At 68.6% G+C, this 22,783-nt stretch carries 21 protein-coding genes; 12 read left to right on the forward strand and 9 right to left on the reverse strand.

The annotated features are described in order from the left end of the window. Positions 1 to 3: 3 nt before the first annotated feature. Positions 4 to 1,434 carry a DHA2 family efflux MFS transporter permease subunit gene (locus tag H0264_RS31300; RefSeq protein ID WP_181580884.1) on the reverse strand — a complete coding sequence of 477 codons (1,431 nt, stop codon included), beginning with the start codon at positions 1,432 to 1,434 and terminating at the stop codon, positions 4 to 6. Positions 1,435 to 1,531: 97 nt separating this feature from the next. On the opposite strand from H0264_RS31300, the gene H0264_RS31305 reads away from it, so the two are divergent. The 7 genes from H0264_RS31305 to puuE all read left to right on the forward strand — a co-directional run bounded on the left by H0264_RS31305 (position 1,532) and on the right by puuE (position 8,367). After that, positions 1,532 to 1,981: a MarR family winged helix-turn-helix transcriptional regulator gene (locus tag H0264_RS31305; RefSeq protein ID WP_231084690.1), complete on the forward strand. Its 450-nt coding sequence runs from the start codon at positions 1,532 to 1,534 to the stop codon at positions 1,979 to 1,981. A gap of 58 nt (positions 1,982 to 2,039) precedes the next feature. Then, on the forward strand, positions 2,040 to 2,774 hold the full coding sequence (locus H0264_RS31310; RefSeq protein WP_181580885.1) for a GntR family transcriptional regulator: 735 nt from the start codon (positions 2,040 to 2,042) through the stop codon (positions 2,772 to 2,774). An 88-nt stretch (positions 2,775 to 2,862) separates the two neighbouring features. After that, positions 2,863 to 4,392 (forward strand): NCS1 family nucleobase:cation symporter-1, encoded by a 1,530-nt coding sequence (locus H0264_RS31315; protein WP_181580886.1) that lies wholly within the window; start codon positions 2,863 to 2,865, stop codon positions 4,390 to 4,392. A gap of 5 nt (positions 4,393 to 4,397) precedes the next feature. Next, the gene (locus H0264_RS31320; protein WP_181580887.1) at positions 4,398 to 5,144 is read left to right on the forward strand and encodes an aspartate/glutamate racemase family protein; all 747 of its coding nucleotides are present in this window, start codon (positions 4,398 to 4,400) and stop codon (positions 5,142 to 5,144) included. After that, positions 5,141 to 6,367: a DUF6986 family protein gene (locus H0264_RS31325; protein ID WP_231084689.1), complete on the forward strand. Its 1,227-nt coding sequence runs from the start codon at positions 5,141 to 5,143 to the stop codon at positions 6,365 to 6,367. The genes H0264_RS31320 and H0264_RS31325 overlap by 4 nt, the downstream gene beginning before the upstream one ends. A gap of 48 nt (positions 6,368 to 6,415) precedes the next feature. Continuing rightward, a complete protein-coding gene (gene alc, locus H0264_RS31330) occupies positions 6,416 to 7,453 on the forward strand; it encodes an allantoicase (RefSeq protein ID WP_181580888.1) in 1,038 nt (345 codons plus the stop codon). Then, positions 7,450 to 8,367, forward strand: a complete 918-nt coding sequence (gene puuE, locus H0264_RS31335) for an allantoinase PuuE (RefSeq protein WP_181580889.1) — start codon at positions 7,450 to 7,452, stop codon at positions 8,365 to 8,367. The genes alc and puuE overlap by 4 nt, the downstream gene beginning before the upstream one ends. 59 nt (positions 8,368 to 8,426) lie before the next feature. Here puuE and H0264_RS31340 read toward each other — a convergent pair whose 3' ends face one another. Both H0264_RS31340 and dapB read right to left on the reverse strand, forming a co-directional pair. Then, positions 8,427 to 8,918, reverse strand: coding sequence for a hypothetical protein (locus tag H0264_RS31340; protein ID WP_181580890.1), 492 nt, complete (start codon positions 8,916 to 8,918; stop codon positions 8,427 to 8,429). Then, on the reverse strand, positions 8,915 to 9,670 hold the full coding sequence (gene dapB / locus H0264_RS31345) for a 4-hydroxy-tetrahydrodipicolinate reductase (protein WP_420831999.1): 756 nt from the start codon (positions 9,668 to 9,670) through the stop codon (positions 8,915 to 8,917). Before dapB ends, H0264_RS31340 begins: the two co-directional genes overlap by 4 nt. 192 nt (positions 9,671 to 9,862) lie before the next feature. Here dapB and H0264_RS31350 point away from each other — a divergent pair, with 192 nt between their 5' ends. Then, positions 9,863 to 11,431: an esterase-like activity of phytase family protein gene (locus H0264_RS31350; RefSeq protein ID WP_181580891.1), complete on the forward strand. Its 1,569-nt coding sequence runs from the start codon at positions 9,863 to 9,865 to the stop codon at positions 11,429 to 11,431. Between the two features lie 42 nt (positions 11,432 to 11,473). Here H0264_RS31350 and H0264_RS31355 read toward each other — a convergent pair whose 3' ends face one another. Then, positions 11,474 to 12,607: an alcohol dehydrogenase catalytic domain-containing protein gene (locus H0264_RS31355; RefSeq protein ID WP_181580892.1), complete on the reverse strand. Its 1,134-nt coding sequence runs from the start codon at positions 12,605 to 12,607 to the stop codon at positions 11,474 to 11,476. Positions 12,608 to 12,702: 95 nt separating this feature from the next. Here H0264_RS31355 and H0264_RS31360 point away from each other — a divergent pair, with 95 nt between their 5' ends. Next, positions 12,703 to 13,359, forward strand: a complete 657-nt coding sequence (locus tag H0264_RS31360; RefSeq protein WP_181580893.1) for a class I SAM-dependent methyltransferase — start codon at positions 12,703 to 12,705, stop codon at positions 13,357 to 13,359. Here the strand turns inward: H0264_RS31360 and H0264_RS31365 are convergent. After that, entirely contained in the window at positions 13,356 to 14,120 is a 765-nt protein-coding gene (locus H0264_RS31365; RefSeq protein WP_181580894.1) for an LppU/SCO3897 family protein, read from the reverse strand. The two genes, H0264_RS31360 and H0264_RS31365, sit on opposite strands and share 4 nt — an antisense overlap. 176 nt (positions 14,121 to 14,296) lie before the next feature. On the opposite strand from H0264_RS31365, the gene H0264_RS31370 reads away from it, so the two are divergent. Then, complete coding sequence (locus H0264_RS31370; protein ID WP_181580895.1) at positions 14,297 to 15,391, forward strand: PQQ-dependent sugar dehydrogenase; 1,095 nt, start codon at positions 14,297 to 14,299, stop codon at positions 15,389 to 15,391. 7 nt (positions 15,392 to 15,398) lie between these two features. Here H0264_RS31370 and H0264_RS31375 read toward each other — a convergent pair whose 3' ends face one another. Together H0264_RS31375 and H0264_RS31380 are read right to left on the reverse strand one after the other, a co-directional pair. Further along, positions 15,399 to 16,772, reverse strand: a complete 1,374-nt coding sequence (locus tag H0264_RS31375) for a pentapeptide repeat-containing protein (protein ID WP_231084686.1) — start codon at positions 16,770 to 16,772, stop codon at positions 15,399 to 15,401. Positions 16,773 to 17,032: 260 nt separating this feature from the next. Next, positions 17,033 to 18,250, reverse strand: coding sequence for an MFS transporter (locus H0264_RS31380; RefSeq protein ID WP_181580897.1), 1,218 nt, complete (start codon positions 18,248 to 18,250; stop codon positions 17,033 to 17,035). Positions 18,251 to 18,343: 93 nt separating this feature from the next. On the opposite strand from H0264_RS31380, the gene H0264_RS31385 reads away from it, so the two are divergent. Next, positions 18,344 to 18,676 carry an ArsR/SmtB family transcription factor gene (locus H0264_RS31385; protein WP_181580898.1) on the forward strand — a complete coding sequence of 111 codons (333 nt, stop codon included), beginning with the start codon at positions 18,344 to 18,346 and terminating at the stop codon, positions 18,674 to 18,676. Positions 18,677 to 18,740: 64 nt separating this feature from the next. Further along, positions 18,741 to 19,250 carry a GNAT family N-acetyltransferase gene (locus tag H0264_RS31390; protein WP_181580899.1) on the forward strand — a complete coding sequence of 170 codons (510 nt, stop codon included), beginning with the start codon at positions 18,741 to 18,743 and terminating at the stop codon, positions 19,248 to 19,250. 1 nt (position 19,251) lies between these two features. Here the strand turns inward: H0264_RS31390 and H0264_RS31395 are convergent, their stop codons facing one another. Together H0264_RS31395 and H0264_RS31400 are read right to left on the reverse strand one after the other, a co-directional pair. Next, on the reverse strand, positions 19,252 to 20,673 hold the full coding sequence (locus H0264_RS31395) for a VWA domain-containing protein (protein ID WP_244976005.1): 1,422 nt from the start codon (positions 20,671 to 20,673) through the stop codon (positions 19,252 to 19,254). 379 nt (positions 20,674 to 21,052) lie between these two features. Continuing rightward, on the reverse strand, positions 21,053 to 22,675 hold the full coding sequence (locus H0264_RS31400) for a tetratricopeptide repeat protein (RefSeq protein WP_181580901.1): 1,623 nt from the start codon (positions 22,673 to 22,675) through the stop codon (positions 21,053 to 21,055). Positions 22,676 to 22,783: the final 108 nt, after the last annotated feature.

Below are 22,783 nucleotides of genomic sequence, written 5' to 3' on the forward strand. Positions count from 1 at the left end.
GGATCACGCGCGCTGCCGGTTGCGGAGCAGCACGGAGGCCACTGCGGCGGCGAGCGAGAGCAGGGCGACTGCGGCGAAGGACAGGTGATAGCCGGTAATGGGATCGGTGTCCGATGCTGTTGTGCGCGAGAGGATCACGGCTATCACCGCTACGCCTATCGCGCCGCCTACGCGCTGGAGGATGTTGACGAAGGCGGTGGCGTCGGGGAGCTGGTCGGGGCGGACGGCGGCGTAGGCGGCCGAGACCAATGGGGTGCTCGCCAGGGCGGTGCCTACGCCTGCGGCGAACAGGAGTGGTTGCACCAGCAGGGCGTTCGCGTCGGCGGGGAGGAAGACGAACGGCAGTACGGTGATTGCCACCACGAGATTTCCGGCGACGGCCACGACGCCGCCGCCGTAGCGGTCGGTGAGGCGGCCGCCTATCGGGAGGGCGACCGCGCCGCCCGCGCCGAAGGCGATCAGGGCGAGGCCGGTGCGGATCAGGCTGGTTCCTTGCAGGACTTGGAAGTACAAGGGCAGCAGGACCATTACGCCGAACATGGATGCGCCCGCGAAGAAGCCCGCGGTGTTCGCGGCCGCGAAGACGCGGTTGGTGAACATGCCGACGTCCAGTAGCGGGCGGGTACTGCGTACTGCTCGGGCAATGAATCCGGCCAGGGCGAGCAGGCCGAGAACCATTGGCAGCCAGACCGATACAGCGGTGACGGAACCGCCGCCCTCGCCGAGCTCGGTCAGGCCGTAGACGATTGCCGCGACGCCGCCGCCGGCGAGCATCACACCGGCGATGTCCAAGCGGTGCCCGGGCGTTCCCGGACCCAGTGGCAGGTAGCGCAGGCCGAGACCGAAACCGATGATTCCCAACGGGATATTGATGAGGAACAGCCACTGCCAGCTCCAGTGGGCGAGCATCAGGCCGCCGATGGTCGGGCCGAGGGCCGGTGCGCCGACCACCGCGACGCCGACCACACCCATGACGCGGCCCATGCGCTGTGGTCCGGCGGCTTGACCGAGCAGGGTCTGACCGGCCGGGATCATGACGCCCGCCGCGAGTCCTTGCAGAATCCGCAGGGCGATAAGCCAATTCGCGGTGTCGGCGAGGGCGCAGGCAGCCGAGATGACGGTGAAGGCGGCCAAGGCCGTCAACCAGAGCCGCCCCACGCCCACGCGGCGCGCGAGCCATCCGCAGACGGTGAGCGAAACCCCCAGGGCGAGAAGGTATCCGCTGGCCACCCACTGCATGGTGGCGAGCGGTGCGTGCAGGTCGGCGCCGATGGTGTGCAGGCCGATATTGATCAGCGAGGTGTCGAGCATCCCCATGATCGCGCCGAAGACGACGACGAAGGCGGTGCGCCAGACATGGGCGGGAATCTTGCCGGAATCGACGGGAGGCGCCAGATCGGCGGGATCGGTGTTGTCCGTGCGCGTTTGCGTCATCGGACCTCTCCTTCAGTTGTCAGTTCAGTTTTGATGAGCAGCTCAATTGCAGAGCCTAACAACCGTTGAGCGACTCAACAATAGGTAGGATCGGGAGGTGACCGACGACCCGCAGCCCCTCGACGACCACTTCCACCCCCGAGGACTGCTGCGCTACCCGATCTACGCGCTCGGAAAGCTGCACAAGGCGATGCACGCCGAACTCGGCACGCCGCTGCGCGAGCACTGGGTGCTCACCTATCTGGCCGAGCGCAGCGATATCTCGCAGCAGGAGATGGCACACGCCATGGGCATCGATCGCAGCGAGGTGGTGCGGCTGATCGACAGCCTGGAGAAGGCCGGTCAGGTCACCCGCACCCGCGATCCGCACGATCGGCGCAAGTATCAGCTGGCCATCACCGCGGCCGGGGAGCGCGAGCGGGTGCGGACCGAGGCCCGCATCGACGAGGCCACCGATCTGCTCATGGCCCGGCTCACCCCCGCCGAACGCGAAACCCTGCACCGGCTCTCGCTCAAGGCGCTCGGCTTCGACGCCGACGGACTCTGAAACCTCCCAGAAACCGAACCACCGAGTCTGAAACCGGGCGACGGTTTACGGTGGTCCGATGCCGTCTCGACCACGCCTGCCGCGATTGCCGCAGCTCACTCCCCCGCTGGACGCCAAGCGCGGGTACTCGCAGCACGAGATTCTCGCGGAACTGCGCAGGCTGATTCTGGAGGGAAATCTCCCGCCGGGCGGCGGGCTACCACTGGGCGAACTGGCCCGGCAGTTCACGGTCAGCGCGATCCCGGTGCGGGAATCGCTCCAGGTGCTCATCGGCGAGGGCCTGGTCGAGCATCGGCCCAACTTCGGCTACCAGGTCACCCTGCTCACCGCCGCTGAGCTGCGGGAACTGTATGTGGTCCGGGAGAGCCTGGAATCCGCGGCGCTGGCGGCGGCCGTGCACCGGGCCACCGAGGAGGATCATCGGATCGCGGTCGAAACCCATGCGCGGCTCGAGCGCGCGGTGCTCACCGAGAACGCGGTGGCCTATCACCGCGAGACCCGCAATTTCCATCTCGCCCTGGTGCGGCCGTCCGGCATGCCGCGCGTGGTGCACATGCTCGAATACGCCTGGAACATCACCGAACCGGTGCAGCCCATGGTGCACGCCAGCACCAGCGACCGGGTGATCCTGCAGGCCGATCACAGCCGGCAGCTGGCGGCCTTCCTGGCCCGTGATGCCGACGCGTTGCTGGCGGCCGCCGACGAGCATCACGCGCGGCTCAACGGAGTAGTGTCGAAGCTGCCCACCGACACCGGATTGTTCGCCGATCCGGGCCGGTCAGAAGATATATAGTTCCGGAAATACCCGGGCAATACCCGCTCGATAGGTTCTCGCACACCTCGTCCCGAAGGTCGGGACCTCATGAGATCGGATGTGCGACATGCCCGAAACAGTTGCGCCGCCGTCGCCCGGTGCAGTCACCGAAGCGGTGCCACTCCCGGCGGGGCCACCCGCGCCGGCCTACGATCCCCGCCTCACCAATGAAGACCTCGCGCCCCTGAAACAGCAGACCTGGGGCACCTACAACATTTTCGCGTTCTGGATGTCGGACGTGCACAGCGTCGGCGGATACGTGACCGCCGGCAGCCTGTTCGCCCTCGGATTGCACAGCTGGCAGGTGCTGGTGGCGCTGGTTGTCGGCATCACCATCGTGTACGGGCTGTGCAACCTGGTCGCCAAGCCCAGCCAGGTGACCGGAGTGCCCTATCCGGTCATGTGCCGCAGCTCGTTCGGCGTGCTGGGCGCGAATATTCCCGCCATCATTCGCGGGCTGATCGCTGTGGCCTGGTACGGCATTCAGACCTTCCTCGCCTCGGCGGCCCTGGATGTCGTGCTGATCAAGCTGTTCCCGGGTCTGGCCCCGTACGCGGTGGTCGGCGATCACGGGTTCCTCGGACTGTCGGCACTGGGGTGGGCGTCGTTCCTGCTGCTGTGGGTGTTGCAGGCGTGCGTGTTCTGGCGCGGCATGGAATCGATTCGCAAGTTCATCGACTTCTGCGGGCCCGCCGTCTACGTGGTCATGTTCGTGCTGTGCGGCTACCTGATCTGGAAGTCCGGCTGGGACGGCATCGATCTGAGCATGGGTCAGACGGTGACCAAGAGCGGCTGGGCGGCGGTGCCGGTCATGCTGGGCGCCATCGCGCTGGTGGTCTCGTACTTCTCCGGGCCGATGCTGAACTTCGGTGACTTCTCCCGCTACGGGCGCAGCTTCGCGGCGGTGAAGAAGGGCAATCTGCTCGGGCTGCCGGTCAACTTCCTGGTGTTCTCGTTGCTGGTCGTGGTGACGGCGTCGCTGACCATTCCCGTGTACGGCGAACTCATCACCGATCCGGTCGCGACGGTGGCGCGCATCGACAACACCTTCGCCATCGTGCTGGGGGCGCTGACCTTCACCATCGCCACCATCGGCATCAATATCGTCGCCAACTTCATCTCCCCGGCCTTCGACTTCTCGAATGTGAACCCGCAGAAGATCAGCTGGCGCATGGGCGGCATGATCGCGGCCGTCGGGTCCGTGGCCATCACGCCGTGGAACCTCTACAACAATCCCGATGTCATCCACTACACGCTCGAAACGCTGGGTGCGTTCATCGGGCCGCTGTTCGGTGTGCTGATCGCCGACTACTACCTGGTGCGCAAGCAGAAGGTGGTGGTGGACGATCTGTTCAGCATGTCCGAGCGCGGAATCTACTGGTACCGCAAGGGTTACAACCCGGCCGCCGTCGCCGCCACGGTGATCGGCGCGGGCGCGGCGGTGTTCCCGGTCCTGACGTCGGGCAGCATCACCGGCATGTACACGGCCGCGCAGTACAGCTGGTTCATCGGTTGTGCGCTCGGCTTGATTCTCTACTTCCTGTTCGCTACCCGCGGACCGCTGCGCATTCCGGCGTCCGTCCTCGAAAATCGGTGAGGTCCATGAGAATTCGCGTCATCAATCCGAATGCCTCGGCGTCCATGACGGCCATCGCCGAGGAATGCGCCCGCGCTGTCGCCGCGCCGGGCACCATCATCGAGGGCGCCACCAATACGATGGGGCCGCTGTCCATCGAAAGCCATTACGACGAAGCGCTTTCCGTGCCCGGACTGCTCGCGGAGATCGCGCGCGGGGAGGCCGAGGGCGTGGACGGCTATGTGATCGCGTGCTTCGGCGATCCGGGACTGGATGCGGCGCGGGAGCTGGCGCGCGGCCCGGTGATCGGCATCGCGGAGGCGGCCATGCAGGCGGCCAGTCATCTGGGGCGCGGGTTCAGCGTGGTGACCACGCTGTCGCGCACCATCGGGCGCGCGGCCGAACTGGCGGAACGCTACGGCATGGACCGGTTCTGCTTCGGACTGCACGCGTGTGAGATCCCGGTGCTGGAACTGGAGGATCCCAAGGCGCGCACCGTGATCGCGGACGCCTGCCGGGAAGCGGTGCACGCGGACAACTCCGATGCCATCGTGCTCGGCTGCGCGGGCATGGCGGACCTGTGCGAATACCTGACCCGGGAGGTCGGGGTGCCGGTGATCGACGGCGTCACCGCCGCCACGCTGACGGTGCAGTCGCTGGTCACCATGGGGCTCCGCAAATCCGGGCGCGGTGAGTACGCGCGCCCGCTGCCCAAGCAGTACACCGGCATCCTGTCCGGATTCACCCTCGACGATCAGGAGGTTCGTTCGTGACGCTACCGCCGCAGGTGCTGGCCGGTATCGAAACACGGTTGCAGGCAGTCGATTCCGAGCTCGCCCGGCATTACCCGGGCGATCGGGCGGGGCAGCCGATCCACACCGCGTACGTGTGCGCGGCCGATGCCACGGCCGAGCTGCCGAGCGTATGGGGCGCGGCGGCCGTCGAATTGGCCGAGCAGCAGCAGGATCTGCTGACCGAGCTGGCCGGTGACGGGGTGTTCGAACGGGTGCTGGAAACGCTGCGGCAGCGGCCGATTCAGGATCTGCGACTGGACTTCGAGGACGGGTACGGGACCCGGGGTGACGAGGTCGAGGACCGCGATGCCCGGCAGGCCGGTGCGGTGCTGGCCGCGCTGCCCGGTGCGGTGATCTCACGCGGCATCCGCATGAAGGGGCTGACCACCGTCGAATGGTCGCGTGCCGTACGGACTCTGGAGCAGGTGCTCGAGGGCGCGGGCGGCGTGCCCGCCGGATTCGTGTTCACGATTCCGAAGATCCGGCACGCCGATCAGGTCGACACCGCTGTGCTGCTGTGTGACGCACTGGAATCCGCGCACGGGCTGCCTTCCGGTGCGCTGAAGTTCGAGTTGCAGATCGAGAGCCCGCAGGCCGTGATCGCCGCCGACGGCACCGCCACGGTGGCCACCGCCATCCATCGCGCCGCCGGACGCTGCACCGGATTGCATTACGGCACTTACGATTACAGCGCCGCCTGCGGCATCTCCCCGCAGTTCCAGGCGCTGGACCATCCGGTGGCCGATCACGCCAAGGCGGTCATGCAGGCCGCCGCCGCGCAGACCGGCGTGTGGGTGTGCGACGGCTCCACCCAGGTGCTGCCCCTCGGCACCGAAGCCGAGGTGCGCGCGGCGGTCGCCCGCCACTTCCGCCTGGTCTCCCGCTCCCTCGAGCGCGGCTACTACCAGGGCTGGGATATGGGCGCGGGCCACCTGGTCACCCGCTGGGCCGCCACCTTCGCCTTCTACCGCACTGCGCTGGGCGTCGCGGCCCCGCGCATCGGCCGCTACCTCGACCGTCAGGGCGGCGCGGTGGTCGACGAACCCGCCACCGCCCAGGCTCTGGCCACCGTCATCCTGCGCGGACTGTCCTGCGGCGCTTTCGAACCCGAGGCGGTGACCGCCCTGGTCCCGGCCGCAACGGTCGAGGTCCTCGAGGCCCTGCGCGACCGCCGCTGGGTCAACCCCGCCGGATCGCCCTGACCCCGAACCACTTTCCCGTTTCTGTTTCGCTAGAACCAAAGGAGTTCCATGACTGCCGAGTCGACTGATTTCACCCTGTTGCCGGACCTGGCCGTGCGATCCCTCGGCGGTGCGGTCGTGTGGGCGAACGACGAATCCTTCGCGGAGAAGGAGAATCTCATTCGGCCGGAGGAGTCGGAGTATTCGCCGGCGACGTTCGGGCACAAGGGTCAGGTGTACGACGGGTGGGAGACGCGGCGGCGGCGCGGGGAGGTCGGGGCGTTCCCGGCCGACGAGGACTGTGACACCGCGATCGTGCGGCTCGGCGTGCCCGGGGTGATCAAGGGCGTCGTGGTGGACACCGCCTGGTTCAAGGGCAACTATCCGCCGGAGGTTTCGGTGGAAGCCATTGCGGTGGAGGGGTATCCGTCGGCGGAGGAGCTGGCGAACCTCGATGGGTGGACCACCATTGTCGAGCGCGCCAAGGTCGAGGGTGACTCCAAGAATCCGTTCGCGGTGGACTCGGCCCAGCGGTGGACGCACGTGCGGCTGCGCATGTTCCCGGATGGCGGCGTCGCCCGGCTGCGGGTGCACGGCATCGCGAAACCCGAACTGCGATGGCTGGATTCGGGTCCGTTCGATCTGGCGGCACTGGAGAACGGCGGGCTGGTGGCCGACTGCTCCAACCGCTTCTACTCGCACCCGCAGAATGTGCTCATGCCCGGCCGGGCCCGGGTGATGGGCGACGGCTGGGAGACCGCGCGCGGCCGCAACAAGGCCACCAATGACTGGGTGCTGGTGCAGCTGGCCGAGGAGGGCGTGCTCACCATGGCCGAGATCGACACCTCGTACTTCCTGTTCAACAGCCCGGGTGCGGCCTCGCTCACCGGAATTCGCGCCGACGGCAGCGAGGTGGAATTGCTGGCGCGCACCGTGCTCCAGCCCGATACCCGCCACCGCTTCGCCATCGAGTCGGACGCGGCCGTGGTGCGGGTGCGCCTGGATGCCTTCCCCGATGGCGGCCTGGCCCGCCTTCGCCTGTTCGGCAGCCTCACCGAGGACGCGCGCGCCCGGCTGCGCGCGGAGCAGAAAGGTGAACTCGCATGAGCGATTTCGACCTCACCTATCCCCGGGACATGGTCGGCTACGGCCCCAACCCGCCGCATCCGCAGTGGCCCGGTGACGCCAATATCGCCGTCAACTTCGTCCTCAACTACGAGGAGGGCGGCGAGAACAATGTCCTCGACGGCGACCCGGGTTCGGAGACCTTCCTGTCGGATATCGTTCCGGCGGCGTCGTTCCCGGCCCGGCACATGTCGATGGAAACCATCTACGAGTACGGCTCCCGCGCCGGACTGTGGCGGGTGCTGCGCCTGTTCGAACAGCGCGACATCCCGCTCACCATCTTCGGTGTCGCCCGTGCGCTGGAACGCAATCCGGAAGCGGTCGCGGCCTTCAAGCGCCTCGGCCACGAGATCGCCTGCCACGGCCTGCGCTGGATCTCCTACCAGGACACCGATCCCGCCACCGAGCGCGCGCACATGGCGGAGGCGGTCGCGATCATCACCCGTCTCTTCGGCGAACCCCCGAAAGGCTGGTACACCGGCCGCGATTCGCCGCAGACCCGCGAATTGGTGGTCGAGCACGGCGGTTTCGTCTATGACGCCGACTCCTACGCCGACGACCTCCCCTACTGGGTGAAGGTCGGCGACAAGGATCAGCTGGTCGTCCCGTACACCCTCGAAACCAATGACATGCGCTTCTCCTCCCCCGCCGGCTTCGCCAACGGCGAGGAGTTCTTCAGCTACCTGAAGGACGCCTTCGACATCCTCTACGCCGAAGGCGAAGCGGGCGCGCCGAAGATGCTGTCGGTCGGCCTGCACTGCCGCATCGTCGGAAAACCGGCCCGCGCAAAGTCTCTGGAGCGCTTCCTGGACTACGTGCAGTCCCACGACAAGGTCTGGCTGACCCGCCGCATCGACATCGCCGAACACTGGCGCAAGGTGCACCCAGCCCGGTGAGAACGGCAGCGGCCCGGAACCGAATGGTTCCGGGCCGCTGCCGTTGTCGGGGACCGACGTTACTTGCCGGTGCGCTCGCGCCGCTCCAGTTCGACTGCGCGGCCCATCATTTCGCGGGCGCGGGTGCGATCGCCCGCGTGGTCGTAGGCACGGGCGGCGCGGTAGTTGGTGCGCCAGTTGTCCGGGTCGGCCTCGAACTCCTGCTTGACCTTCTCGAAAAGTTCATCGGCAGCGGCCCGTTCGAGGCGGCCGGACGGGCGGCGCGGCAGATCCGAGACGTCGACTTCGAAGCCCTCGTCGTGCGCGCGACGAGCCAGGTGCTGGTGGGCGAAGGCGGCACGCACGCTGGAGGCCACCACCCAGACGCCGACGATCGGCAGGATCAGGATGCCGATGCCGAGCACGACCGCCGGGATGGAGCCCTTGCCGATCAGGCTGAGCGCGATCCGGCCGAGCAGGAAGAAATAGAACACGAGCACGAGGACCAGGGCCGCGATGAAGGCGACCTTCTTGGCGACCTCGCGGCCGTTCCCGTCCTCGGGCGCGCTCACAGGTCCAGCAGCTCGTCGATGCCGACGGTCAGGCCGGGGCGGTGCGGGGCCTTGCGGACGCCGAGCAGGACACCGGGCACGAAGGAGGTCCGGTCGATGGAGTCGTGGCGGATGGTCAGTGTCTCGCCCTGGGTGCCGAACAGCACCTCCTGGTGCGCGACCAGACCCGCGAGCCGGACCGAGTGCACGCGCACGCCGTCCACGTCCGCGCCGCGCGCACCCTCGAGTTCGGTGGTGGTGGCGTCGGGGCTGCGGCCCACACCGGCCTTGTCGCGGGCCGCGGCGATGAGGCCGGCGGTGCGGTAGGCGGTGCCGGACGGGGCGTCGGCCTTGTTCGGGTGGTGCAGTTCGATGACCTCGACGGATTCGAACCAGCGGGCGGCCTGCTCGGCGAAGCGCATGGACAGCACCGCGCCGATGGCGAAGTTGGGGGCGATCAGCACGCTGGTCCCGGGGCTGCCGGCCAGCCAGCCGCGCACCTGCTCCAGGCGTTCGGCGTCGAAGCCGGTGGTGCCGACGACGGCGTGAATACCGTTCTCCACCAGGAACTTCAGATTCGGCATCACCACATCGGGGTGGGTGAAGTCGACGACCACCTGGGTGCCGGTCTCGGTGAAGGTCTCGAGCGCGTCGCCCTTGTCGACCTGGGCCACCAGCTCCAGATCGGCGGCCGCTTCGACACCCGCGCAGATGGCCTGCCCGACCTTGCCGCGCGCCCCGAGCACACCCACCCGGATCCGGTTCGTGGTCACCTGGTCTCCTCCACATACTCCGACGAGAAATTCTGGTCAGAGCCTAACGGGTCGCGAAATCGGGAAACGCCTGCCCGGGGGCGGTGAGTGTGCCGCGCCACACCGCGCGGTGGCGCGCCGATTCACCGGGGTGGCCGCCACTGTTAAGTTCCCGGTCAACTGACTGTCGAATCGCGGAGGTAGTCATCGCTGGTGAGAATTCGCCGTAAGACCCGCAGCGCACTCGTCGCCGTCGCCGTGTGCGCGTCCGTTGTCACCGCCGGTTGCTCGTCCTCCGACCAGGGAGCCGACTTCACCGCGACCAAGGACCAGCCACTGGTCATCGCGCTGGATGACCTGCTGGCGAAGACGGGTGGCAGCGCGGCGGTCGGCCTCGCGGACCCGCAACACGGGACGATCAGCCGCCGCACCGACGGCGCGCTCGTCTACACCCCGGCGGCCGGGTACACCGGGACGGACAGCATCACCGTCACCACCACCGACGCGGTGCGGCTGTACACCACCGACATCAAGCCGCTCGGCGAGTTCGGCGGCGTCACCGTGCAGGGCAGCGCCTACGGGTCCTCGTTCGTGCCGGTGCCGGGGTCCAAGGACGAGTTCTACGGGCTCACCGATCGCGGGCCGAATGTGGACGGCAAGGTCAAGAACGAAAAGGTCGCTCCCGTCTCGGATTTCACGCCGCAGATCGGCAAGTTCAAGCTGGCCGGAAACAAGGCCGTGCTCGAATCGACCATCCTGCTGAAGAATCCGGCGGGACAGCCGTTCAACGGGCTGGTGGACACCTCGGCGGTAACCGGAGAGACCATGAAGGATCTCAACGGGAACGTGCTCGCGCCCACCGACCACGGCATCGACAGTGAAGGTCTGGTGGCGCTGGCCGACGGCACCTTCTGGGTCTCCGACGAATACGGCCCGTTCCTGGTGCATTTCGACGCCAACGGCACCGAGCTGGAGCGGCTGACACCCGGTCGCGGACTGCCGAAGGAACTCGGACTGCGCACACCCAACCAGGGCATGGAGGGCCTCACCGTGACGCCCGACGGCAGCACGCTGGTGGGCATCGTCCAAAGCGGGCTCAAGACAGCGGGATTGGAGTCGGCGCGCGAGGTGCCGATGACCCGCATCGTGACCGTGGACCTGAAAACCAAGGCGGTCAAGGAATTCGCGTATCCGCTGGAGAATCCGAAGGACAAGCTCGGCGCTTCGGAGATCACGGCATTGAGCAACACCACCTTCCTGATCGACGAGCGAGACGGCAACACAGCGCCGAAGGCGAACAAGAAGCTGTGGACGGTGGACATCACCGGCGCGACCGATATCGGCCCACAGTCGAGTGTCGCTGGAGCTCAATATGATCCGGCACAGGGCCTGCTCATCGGCGGCAAGCCCGTCGAGACCTACGTCGGCGCGGTGCCCACCGCCGACGGCATCACCGCCCTGCAGAGGGCCGGAATCACCCCGGTCGCCAAGAAGCTCGGCCTGGACCTCGGCGGACTCGTCGACTCCCTGAACGCGGACGGCAAATTCTTCGCCCACGACAAGATCGAAGGCGTGGCCACCACCGACGGCGGCAAGACCCTGTACATCGCCAATGACAGCGACTTCGGCCTGGCCGCCGTCAAGGGCGATCAGCCCCCGTTCGGCCTCGAACCGAAGACCATGCCCAATGGCGTGCAGGACTCCGGCGAAATCCTGATGGTCGACACCACCAAGCTGCCCGCCGAAACGGAAACCAGGACGATCACCGTCGACGTGCGCTAGCCCACGGAATTCCGTCGGGTCGAGGCCGGGTTGCCGGGCGAGTCAGTCGAAGACGATCACCTGGCGCAGGGCGTGACCGGCTGCCAGTTCGTCCATGGCGGAGTTGATGTCCTCCAGGCGGATTCGCGAGGAGACCAGGCGCTCCACGGGCAGCCTGCCCTCGCGCCACATGCGGACGTACTCGGGGATGTCGCGGGCGGGGACGGCCGAGCCGAGGTAGCTGCCGACGATGGAACGGCCCTGCGCCACCAGGCCGAGCGGGGAGATCGAGGCCAGGGCATCGGGGGCGGGCAGGCCGACGGTGACCGTGGTGCCGCCGGGAGCCGTTGCGGCGACGGCGGTTTCGAAGGCGCGAATATTGCCCGCGGCCTCGATGACCGCCTCGGCCTGGATGTTCTGTTCGGCGATTTCGGCCGGGGTGTACGCCTCGGTGGCCCCGAGTTCCAGGGCGGTCTTCAGTTTGTCCGGGACGGTGTCCACGGCGATCACATCGCGGCCCGTGCCTTCGCGCAGCGCGGCCGCCACCAGCACCGCCGCCATGCCGACGCCGCCGAGCCCGACCACCATGATGCGATCGGCCGGGGCGGGTTTCGCCGAATTCAGCAGTGCGCCACCGCCGGTCAGCACCGCACAGCCGAGGACGGCGGCCACGTCCGGGGGCACGTCGTCGTCGACCGGCACCACCGAGCGGCGGTCCACGATGGCGTGCGTGGCGAAGGCGGAGACGCCGAGGTGGTGGTGCACCGGTTCGCCGTCGCGCAGCAGCCGCCGTCCGCCGCTGAGCAGTTCGCCCGCATTGTTGGCGAGACTGCCTGCCAGACAAGGGGTCCGGCCCTCGGTGGCGCAGCCGGAGCATTCGCCGCAGCGCGGCAGGAAGGTCATGACCACGCGCTGGCCCACCGCGATGTCGCTGTCGCCCGCGATATCCGGGTCCTGCGCGCCGACCGCCTCCACGATCCCGGCGGCCTCGTGGCCGAGCAGCATGGGCACCGGGCGCACGCGGTTCCCGTCCACCACGGACAGATCCGAGTGGCACAGGCCCGCCGCCTCGATCCGCACCAACAGTTCACCGGGGCCGGGCTCACCCAGGTCGAGTTCGCTCACGGTGAGCGGCTTCGACTGCGCGAACGGCGTCTCGGCCCCGATTCGTTCCAGGACAGCACCACGAATCCTCATGCGCCCGACGGTACTCCACCGGGGCGGGAACAGCGGCGCGAGGAACCTTCCCAGACAGCTTGATTTCTGCTTCGATGAGGGCGGAAGGGAGCCCCATGAGCAGTTCAACCCTGGCCATCGGCAATCGTGGCCTCAACACCGTGATCACCCGGTTCTTCGGCACCGTCGCCCGCGCCTACGACGCCGCGCCGCTGCAGCATTTCGTCTACCGTCCCCCGCAGGACGAGATGGTGGCCGAACTGCGCGCCGCCGGATCCCGCCGGATCGCCGATATCGGCTGCGGGACAGGCATTCTCACCACCCGGATTCAACGCGAACTGCGGCCCGAGGCGGTGTACGGCATCGACGCCTCCACCGGCATGCTCGCCCAGGCGCGCGCCCGGTCGACCGAGGTCACCTGGCTGAAGTCGGCCGCCGAGCACCTGCCCCTCGACGACGGCGCACTGGACGCGGTGGTCACCACCAGCGCCTTCCACTTCTTCGATCATCCGGTGGCGCTGCGCGAATTCCATCGCGTGCTGGCCCCGGGCGGGCTGGTGGCCATCGCGACCATGCTGCCCAACAGCCCCACCTCCGGGCCGATCCAGCGCCTCACCCGCAGCACCCTCAGCCCGGCCCACGCGCCCTCGGAGAAGGAGACGCGAAAGCTGTTGGAGGACGCCGGTTTCGAGGTGGTCAAGCAGCGCAAGATCCACCGGCCCATGCCGCAGTGGCTGATCCCGGACGGCATCACCGTCGGCCGCCGCCGCTAGCGGCCGGGCTCGTCTCCGCCCCGGAAGCAGACGGTCAGCGCGCGTTTGTCCCAGACGACCCAGACCGCGCCCTGACCGTCGCGCGGGCAGCCGGCGCCTTCGCGCGTGTCCTCGAGGACGGCGGTGACCTGCACGATGTGCGCACCCGCCGTACCGCAATCCACCTTCAGCGGCTCGTCCATCTGGGTGGTGTCGTAGCAGACGCCGACGCGCCAGTCGTAGGCCAGGCACAGGTGGTAGATCAGGTTGCCGGACTTGTCGTGGCGGGAGGTTTCGAGTTTGTACAGGTTGCCCGTGCACTCGCCCGCACCGGTCTGCACCACACGGTAATTCGCGTCGAGGGAATCGCAGTCGGCCACCGCGGGGGAACCGGCGCGCCAGGTGGGCTGACCGGTCTTGGGGTCGGTGGTCTGATCCATCGGCACCTCGACGCAGTCACCGACGCGCAGGGCCGCGAGCGGGTCCGGGGCGGCGGGTTTGGCGCTGGTGGTCGTGGTCGGCAGGCCGGCGGGGACCAGGCCGGGAGCGGTCGGTCGCGCGGTGCCGGCGATGGTGTCGCCCGCCAGATTCGAGGCGACGTCCTGGGCGATCGGGAGCAGACCGGCGAGCATGGCGATCCAGCCCAGAATCACCAGGATCGAGGCGAGCACGCGCATTCCGCGACCGTTCTGGGTGCGGCGCTGCCGCCGGATCGCCAGCACTCCGGTCGCCGTCGCAGCCAGCAGTAGCGCGACGGCCACGGCGATCAGCACCCAGGGCACAACACAAACCCCCACACACAGACTTTCCTACAACTACCAGTGTGGCCGATCGACCGGGCGACGGCATCGACCACACCGTTTCGTTTTGCAAGCTATCGCACGGTGTAATCCAGTAGCAATCCGACATTTCACCCTGTTCAGGGCCGGCCCGCGACGGGGATGGTCAAGATGGAGGGATGCGCGCACGCTCGAGGGTTCTGACCGTGGCCGTTCTGCTGGCAGGAGTCGTGTCGTGCGCACGGGACGACGACCCGCGGCCACCCGGGACGACGGTCACCGCGACTGCGCCGAGCGTGCCGACCGGAGTTCCGGATCTCGACGCCGGTGAGGACGTGGCCCAGGGCTTGGAAACGCCGTGGGGGCTGGCGTTCCTGCCGGACGGGAGTGCGCTTGTGGCCGAACGGGATTCGGGGGCGATCGTGCGGGTGACGCCGGGCGCGGGGAGCTCGCCGGTGTACCGGGTGCCCGGGGTCGAGGCGACGGGTGAAGCGGGCCTGCTCGGCCTCGCGGTATCGCCCACCTACGCCGAGGACCGCTACGTGTACGCGTACTTCACTGCGGCGCAGGACAATCGGATCGTGCGCTTCCGGCTCGACGGGCAGCCGCAGGTGATCTTCAGCGGAATCACCAAGGGCAGCATCCACGACGGCGGACGGATCGCCTTCGGGCCCGACGGGCTGCTGTATGTGGGCACCGGGGATGCCGGGCAGGCCGATCGATCGCAGGACCCGGCGGATCCGAACGGCAAGATTCTGCGCCTGACGCCGGAAGGGGCCGCGGCGGCGGGCAATCCGGTGGCCGGATCACCCGTGTACAGCCTCGGGCACCGGAATGTGCAGGGGCTGGCGTGGGATCGGGCGGGGCGGTTGTTCGCCGCCGAGTTCGGGCGCAATGCCTACGACGAGATCAATCTGATCGAGCCGGGACGCAATTACGGGTGGCCGGAGGTCGAGGGCAGCGGGGATACCCGCGGTGGCGAATTCACGCAGCCGCTGGTCACCTGGAAGCCGTCGGAAGCCTCGCCATCCGGGATCGCGATCGCCGGGAACACGCTGTACGCGGCGGCCCTGCGCGGCGAGCGACTGTGGACGGTGCCGCTCACCGACGGTGCGACCGGGGAACCCCGAGCGCGACTGGAGGATCGGCTCGGACGACTGCGCACGGTGGCGGTGGCTCCCGACGGCGCGCTGTGGGTGACCACGTCCAACACCGACGGCCGGGGCGACCCGAACGACGGCGACGACCGCGTCATCCGATTCCCGGCGCGGTGAATCACCCTCAGCCGCTGGTGAGTTCGGCCTGCTCGACCGGGCTCGGCGGCCACTTCTCCGGGCGAATATTGGCGGGCTTGGTGGAGGGACTCTCATCCCAGTCGAAGCGCACGCCGACCCACGCCTTCGGCTTCTCGAAGGTCACCTCGCGGGCGTCGAACGCCACCCGGCGGAAGGAGATGTCGCCGAAGAAGTCCGCGCCGGTGAAGTCCGCCGCGCGGCCGTCGAAGACAGCGTCGGCGAAGGTCACCCGGCCGTGGCATTCGGCGCGGGCGAAGCTGACCTCCCGGGTGCCGCCGACCCGCCAGCGGCCGCGACTGCCCAGGTGCGCGCAGTCGAAAACCGTGGCTTCGGCGTAGCACCGCACATTGGCGAAAGTGATTCTGGCCCCGGCGAACTCCGCCGTCGCGAAGGTCACCCGGCCGCCGTCGAAGACCGCGCGCTCGAAGGTGGTCAGTTCGGCGGTGAAGGTCGCATCCGCGAAACTGCTGCGCTCACCGGCGAAGGTGGCGCGGGTGAAGACCGTGCGCGAGCCGCCGAACGTGGCGCCGTCGAAGGAGACCGTGCCCGCGAAGGTGGCATCGATGAATGTGGTTCCGGCGCTGTCGAGTTCGCCGCGCGAGGAGGGCGCGGGCGCGAAGATCGCGCCGTCGAAGCGGGTGCTGGTGGCGCGGAACATCGCACCCTGGAAGCTGACCCGGCTGCCCAGGAAGCGGGCCCGATCGAAACTGGTGACGCGGCCGCCGACGAATACGGCATTGGTGAAGCGGGTATCGCCCGCGAAGGTCACCTCACGGAAGTCCAGGTCCTCGAAGATGGCGTCGGAGAAGTCGAAATCGCAGTCGGACCAGGATCTTTCGGCGGACGGGCGCAGATGTCCGGCGATCACGCGCAGGATGGTGTCGCGGACCTGGCGGTCGTTCTGCCGGTAGCCGTACACGCGTTCCACCGCGGTGCCGGAATCCTCCACCCGCTGCGATTTGGAGACCAGATGACTGGCGCCCTCATCGGGGACATAGGGCAGGCGTAGGTATCCGCAGAGCACGTCGACGCACTGCTGCCGCTGCCCCGCCGTGGCCGCACCATCCGCGACGCCCGCCATGGCGTAGACACCCGCGATGCGCACCGCCACATCCGCATGCCCGAGCTGCATGGCCGCCGCGCCGAACAACTGGGCGAACCGGCCTCGATCCCGATCCCGCTGCCAGCGGTAGAGCAGCACCCACAGTCCCGCCGCCACCAGGCCCGCGATTACCGAGCGCGCAATGTCATTGCGCTCCAGCTGATTCGACCCTCCCCCGGACTCACCGGGTAGGAGCAACAACCCGGTGCACACACCGACAACAAGCCCGATCACCACCGCGGGAACCACAACCCTCATCAGTGCCGACCGGTGAACCGTACGGTTCGACACCCTGCCGAACCACCCCCACCGCCGCATAGCGGAAGGATAGCGACCGTCCCCGCGACACGCCCAGCATGTTGTGATTCCCATTCCGCACCAACCGGTTTCGACAGCCGCACCCGAATCGCCGGCCCACCGCCGACCTGCTGAGACATGGCCCAGCGGACGCCGATGCCTTCGCACCCGAACGGCGAGGGCCCCGCCGGATTTCCCGGCGGGGCCCTCGCATCGTCGGCTCAGGCAGCGGCTGCGGCGCTCGCATTGCGGCGCAGGCCGATTCCCGCCGCGACCAGGCAGGCGACCGCGACCGCGCCGACGAACCACGGGAACACCGCGTTCAAACCCCACTCGGTGGCGGCCCAGCCGGCCAGCACCGTCGGCAGCGCCATGGCCGAATAGGCCAGCAGGTAGTACGCCGACATGGTTTCCCCACGCTTGTGCTGCGGCACCACATCGGACAGGTGCCGCAGTGAGCCGCCGAAGCCGAGGCCGAAGGTCGCGCCCAGCACCACACCGGACAGCAGCACCCAGACCCAGTTGTGCGTGGCCAGTGCGGGCAGCGTGAGCAGCAGCGCGAGCGCCATGCCGATATCACCGGCGATGGCCGCGCGACGGGCGGGAATGCCGGTCGCGAAGAACTGCGCCAGCGCACCGGCCGTCGCCGTGGCGGCCACCACCGCGCCACCGAAGACGAGGTTGTGCACCCCCGTCTTGGCCGCGGCCAGCGACGGGTACAGCGACAGCAGCACGCCCAGCACCGACCAGGCCGCCATCACACCCAGCGCGGAGAACCAGAAGTCTCCCCGAATCTCCTGCGGCACAGCCGGTTTCGCGATCCGAATCGGTCCGGCCACGCGGGCGGTGTGCGGCTCCCGCAGGGCCAGCACGCCGACGGCCACCAGCAGGCACGCCACGGTGATCACCACATACGGCGTGCGCAACGGATGCGGCGCGTACTGGGCCAGCAGCGCCGAGCCCAGAATGGCCACGGCCATACCGACATTGAAGGCCACACCCGACAGCTGCCCGGACCGCGCACCGTGCTTGGGCCGCAGATCCAGCAGTGCCGCCGCGCCCGCCACCACGGTCGCGCCGACCGCCGCGCCGTGCAGGGCCCGAGCCAGCAGCAGCATGGCCACATTGTCGGCGAGCAGGAAGACGATCAGCCCGGCCACCATGATGCCGAAAGCGCCCAGCAGCACCGGTTTCCGGCCCACCGAGTCGGAGATGCGGCCCGACACCAGCACCGCGCCCAGCGCCGCGACGGCGTAGGCGGCGAAGACGAAGGTCGTGGTGAGCGGCGTGAAATTCCACTCCTGCTGATAGATGCCATACAGCGGTGCGGGCACCCCGGACACGCCCAGCGCCACGCCGCTCGCGGCCAGGACGAGCGCGTACGCCCAGCTCTGACTGTCCTGCCCGACACGAGGCGCAACCGTCGCTGCTGCTGCCATCGAACCCTCCATCAGGTAAGTTTGATCATTATCGAACCTGACGCTACTCCTGGTTCGATGATCGTCAAACCTGATTCCGGAGTGAGGTAGCTCATGCCAGACACCGACACGTCCCACGTCCTGCCCGCGGTCGGCCCGCCGCCCGCGCTGCCCGCGGTACTCGGCGCGCTGCAGGACCCGGTCCGCCTGGAAATGATCCGCCGCCTCGCCAATGCCGGCACCGCGCTGCGCTGCGCCGCGCTCTACGACGGCGTCAGCAAGTCCACGGCCGCCCACCACTTCAAGATCCTGCGCGAAGCGGGGCTCACCGAACGCCTCACCGTGGACGGCAATATCTACCAGCGACTGCGCACCGAGGATGTCGACGAGGCTCTCCCCGGACTGCTCCCCGCTATCCTGACGGCCGCCAACCGCTCACACGAGTAGCGGAACTTCGCGGCCGCCCGATAACCAGAGGCGCGGCGCGCACCCGCGACGATACGGTGCCTGCATGCGTATTCGTCTCGCGACCGCCGCCGACCTGCCCGCCCTGCAGAAGATCGAAATCGCTGCGGGTGAACCGTTTCGCGAGCTCGGCATGACGGAGATCGCCGAGGACGATCCGCCGGCCATCGAGACGCTCGAGGTCTACCGAGCGGCCGGGCGAGCCCGGGTCGCCACGGACGAATCGGATCAACCGGTGGCCTATCTCATCCACGAAACAGTCGACGACAGCGCACACATCGCCCAGATTTCACTGCTGCCCGAGTACGCGCGGCGCGGCATCGGGCGCGCGCTCATCGAGGACCTGGCCGAGCGGGCACGCGCGCGCGAGCTGGCCGCACTGACACTCACCACCTTCGTCGAAGTTCCTTGGAACGCACCGTATTACGCGCGTCTCGGCTTCCGGGCGCTGGAACCCGCCGAGCTGACGCCCGCCCTGCGCCGCATCCGCGCCCGGGAAACCGAACTCGGCCTCGACCGCTGGCCGCGCATCGCCATGCGCCGCGACCTGGGGTAGCTCAGCGCAGAATGCCCGCGCGAGCGGCGGCGGTGATCCAGGACGGGAATTCCGACAGCAGGCGGTCGTAGAGTTCGGCATCGGACACGTCGTCGATATCGTCGACGGAGAAGAAACCGACATTGTCGACGCGGCGGCCGCCCATGCTGTCGAGCCGTTCGAGCACCCCGTAGCCCGCCTTGCTGCCGAGCCCGACGAACTGCCAGAAGATCGGCTCCTCGACGGCCGCCCGCAGCTCCCGCTCGATCTCACGATTCTTGTAGACCCCGCCGTCGGAGAAGAACAGCACCAGGGTGGGCAGCGCGGCAGGCTCGGCACGCACCGCCTTGCGCACCTCCGCGATCACCTTCTGCTCCTCGTTCTGAATGCCGACCGCCCGCATATCCACCTGCCCCGGTTGCAGATTCCGGCGGCCACCGAACATCTTCAACTGCCCGCATCGCACATGCAGCTCCAGCCATCGCGGCAGCTCCGCGAGCGCGAGATCCGGCAGCCGCGCCGGATTACTGGCGAACGTCCACGCCTGCATCGCGCCATTGTCATCCAATTGCGCTGCCACAGCGGCCATCCGCTCCACCACCCGATGCACGACCCGCTTCTCGTACAGCATGGTCATCGACCCCGAAGCGTCCAGCACCAGCACCACCCGCGCCGTCAGCCCCGGCATCCCCCGCTTGGCCAGACTGACCGCCACCTGCTCCTTGCGCATCGACAACCGCTTGCGCATATCCACCGGCAGCTGATCCTCCCCCTTGGTGAGCCGAATCCCGGGCGCACCGGACTGCGCGGGCGGAGCAGAATGCGCGGGCGCACCGGGCGGCGGCGACGAGACCGGCGCGGGCCGAGCAGAGGGTGCGGTCGTGTGCGAAATAGGTTGCACCGCAGCCGAAGCCGGAGATGCGGCGGGCGCGTCATCGACGGTGATACCGAAATCCGTTGCCAGCCCCGACAAACCGCTCGCCCACCCCTGCCCGACAGCTCGGAACTTCCACGCCCCACCCCGCCGATACAGCTCCCCGCACACCATGGCGGTCTCCGCCCCGGCGGCAATATCGAACCGCGCGATCTCACCCCCGCCGGCAGCGTCGAGCAATCGCAGATGCAGCCCCGGAACCTGCCCGAAGGTGCCGCCATCAGCCGACGCACATAGTGCGATCCGCTCGATATCCGCTTCCACCCCAGCCAGATTCACCTCGACCGCGTCCGCACTCCCCTGCTTGCCCGCATACCGCACAGCCCCACTGGGATGCCCCGCCTGGTTGTAGAACACGAAGTCCACATCCGACCGAACCCGCCCGACGGAAGTCAGCAACAGCGCCGAAGCATCCACCTCGGGCACCCCCGCCCCACCCGACCACGCCAGCACAGCCCGCACGGCTCCGGCCCCGACAGGCACATTGGCACCCTTGCTCAGATTGCTCACCCGAGCCAGTCTGCCCCGCCCAAGCCACATGCGCCCACCGATTCCCACCCAGACCCGGCCCCGAGTGCCTCCCCAGCCCCGCAGGCACCGAAGAGCCACCGATTCCCGATCGTCCTGGCATGACACCCGCTCGCGCGGCTCACACCAACGCGGAATCGTCAGCAGCCGAATCGCTTCCAGCGATGGCCCCGCACCCTGACACCCAGCCCCTCGAGATCAACAGGACCTGGTGGCGGCATCGCCCGAGAGTGGACCGCCACCAGGTCCTGTTGATCATGGGCGAGGGGCTTTCGTCGCACCGCCACGGAGATCGAGTCGCAGTCGCGTCTTGGGGGATAGCCGCCTTCCATGGCACAAGGCAATCCGAACTGCGCCGCCGCTACGGCGCGGGGGCTTCCAGGGCGGGATCGACTGGTGGGGGAAGCACTTCCACGGGCGGTTCGGGAGGTGGCGGCGGGAGGATGCCCTCGGGAGGTGGGAAGCCTTCCGGCGGTGGGGCGGGGGCTTCGGGGGCGGGGGCGATGGTCTCCGTGGGCGGTGGGGTGGTTGTGGTGGTGGGCGGAGTCGACGTCGTGGTTGTCGCGGGGACTTCCGGGGTGATGGGTTGTTCGACGCGGTCTTCGGTGCGGAAGGAGGCGGCGGCGACATGGCCTGCGGTCCACCAGAATCCGGCGGCTGCCAGGAGGATCAGCGGGGCGAGCAGGGCGGCCAGGGTGGCGGCGGTGCGGCGCTGTCGGCGGCGGCGGGCCTGCACCAGGATCGCTATCAGCATTTCCACCGCGAGGGTGCCCGCCGACACGCAGAGGATGGCGCCGAAGGTCCAGGCGGCGTCGGGCTGATGTGCCGAGTGCGCCAGCAGGGCAAGGATTCCCGCGCCCGCGAGACCCGCGGCGGTGAAGAGGAGGAGTCGTTCGGCGGCGAAGCGGTAGCTGCCGAGCGTGTCCTCCTCGCCGCCGTTGCGGCGCAGCCAGGCACAGAAGAGCAGGCCGTGGCCCAGGCCGACGCCCAGCGCGGCCACCACCAGCAACAGGTTGCCGGTGTGGACGGCTTCGCTGTTCGAGTCGGTGCGCAGGAAAAGTGCGCCGGTGTCGGCGATCAGGACGGACGCGAGCACAATCGCCAAGCCGGGCAAGGCTTCTCCGCGACTGCGTAGTCGCCGCAGCAGGTATCCCTCGGGGAGTTGGCGTCGCAGCTGCTGGAACACCTGGAGCCAGGCCACCGGGGCCATCGCGAGCAGGATCGGCGTCACCCAGGTGAGCCCGCCGGGCGGGATCAGTTGGGCGGCAACGGCGGTCAAGGCCATGGCGGCCCAGGCCCATCCGGCGGCCCGCAGCGTGGCCCGCCAGGTGACGGCCGCCAGGGTCTGGCGTGCGGGCAGGTGCCCGGGCCGGGAGGCGAGCAGCCCGCGCAGTACGCCGAACGCTCCCCCGCGCCACACCTCCAGTTTGGCCCGCAGCATGTGCAGTTCGGTGTGCAGCGAATTCAGTTCCAGCCCAGCGGCTACATGCTTCTCGGCCGCCGCGCGATCACCGAATTCGAGTTCCAGTGCGGCCGCGGCGGCATGGGTGCTCGCCGTCGGCGCCAGCTGCAGCGCACGCACCACCGCGGTGCGGGCTTCGGCGCGTTCGGCCGGTTCGGTGCGCCGGACCCGCGACAGCACTCCGGCCAGCGTCAACAGTGCCGCGGGCGAATCCGGTTCCAGTGAAACCGCAACCCGCACATGGCGAATCGCCTCCTCGTCGCGTGCGGCGGCCTCGAACGCCAGGGCGGCGGTGAGGTGTGCGTCGACCAGATCCGGGTCGGCGGCGATGGCCAGGCCGGCCATCCGCAGCGCCTCGTCGACTCGGTCCAGCCGTAGGGCGATATCGGCCATCTCCGCCAGCAGGCCGGGGTCGTGCGGGGCTTCTTCCAGCGCCTTGCCGACTATGTCCCGGGCCTCGTCCAGTCGTCCGAGATCGCTTGCGACGCGCGCTTTTTCCAGCACCTGCGAGGTGTCGAACATTCCTCTCCCGATCGTGAACTACGCCGATGCCACGGTGTGCAACGGTGCGGTGCGAGACTAGCCGACCGGTTGCCGACTCGCGATGGCAAGTCCCGATACCGCGCAACA

Origin of the sequence: Nocardia huaxiensis (assembly GCF_013744875.1) — a bacterium.
GTDB classification, from domain to species: Bacteria; Actinomycetota; Actinomycetes; order Mycobacteriales; family Mycobacteriaceae; genus Nocardia; species Nocardia huaxiensis.

Coding starts and splice junctions, on each gene's coding strand:
- H0264_RS31360 (WP_181580893.1), top strand. CDS start 12,703: ATGAGCAGTTCAACCCTGGCCATCGGCAATCGTGGCCTCAACACCGTG.
- H0264_RS31385 (WP_181580898.1), top strand. CDS start 18,344: ATGCCAGACACCGACACGTCCCACGTCCTGCCCGCGGTCGGCCCGCCG.
- puuE (WP_181580889.1), top strand. CDS start 7,450: ATGAGCGATTTCGACCTCACCTATCCCCGGGACATGGTCGGCTACGGC.
- H0264_RS31370 (WP_181580895.1), top strand. CDS start 14,297: ATGCGCGCACGCTCGAGGGTTCTGACCGTGGCCGTTCTGCTGGCAGGA.
- H0264_RS31375 (WP_231084686.1), bottom strand. CDS start 16,772: ATGAGGGTTGTGGTTCCCGCGGTGGTGATCGGGCTTGTTGTCGGTGTG.
- H0264_RS31355 (WP_181580892.1), bottom strand. CDS start 12,607: ATGAGGATTCGTGGTGCTGTCCTGGAACGAATCGGGGCCGAGACGCCG.
- H0264_RS31380 (WP_181580897.1), bottom strand. CDS start 18,250: ATGGCAGCAGCAGCGACGGTTGCGCCTCGTGTCGGGCAGGACAGTCAG.
- H0264_RS31315 (WP_181580886.1), top strand. CDS start 2,863: ATGCCCGAAACAGTTGCGCCGCCGTCGCCCGGTGCAGTCACCGAAGCG.
- H0264_RS31300 (WP_181580884.1), bottom strand. CDS start 1,434: ATGACGCAAACGCGCACGGACAACACCGATCCCGCCGATCTGGCGCCT.
- H0264_RS31390 (WP_181580899.1), top strand. CDS start 18,741: ATGCGTATTCGTCTCGCGACCGCCGCCGACCTGCCCGCCCTGCAGAAG.
- H0264_RS31320 (WP_181580887.1), top strand. CDS start 4,398: ATGAGAATTCGCGTCATCAATCCGAATGCCTCGGCGTCCATGACGGCC.
- H0264_RS31310 (WP_181580885.1), top strand. CDS start 2,040: ATGCCGTCTCGACCACGCCTGCCGCGATTGCCGCAGCTCACTCCCCCG.
- H0264_RS31400 (WP_181580901.1), bottom strand. CDS start 22,675: ATGTTCGACACCTCGCAGGTGCTGGAAAAAGCGCGCGTCGCAAGCGAT.
- alc (WP_181580888.1), top strand. CDS start 6,416: ATGACTGCCGAGTCGACTGATTTCACCCTGTTGCCGGACCTGGCCGTG.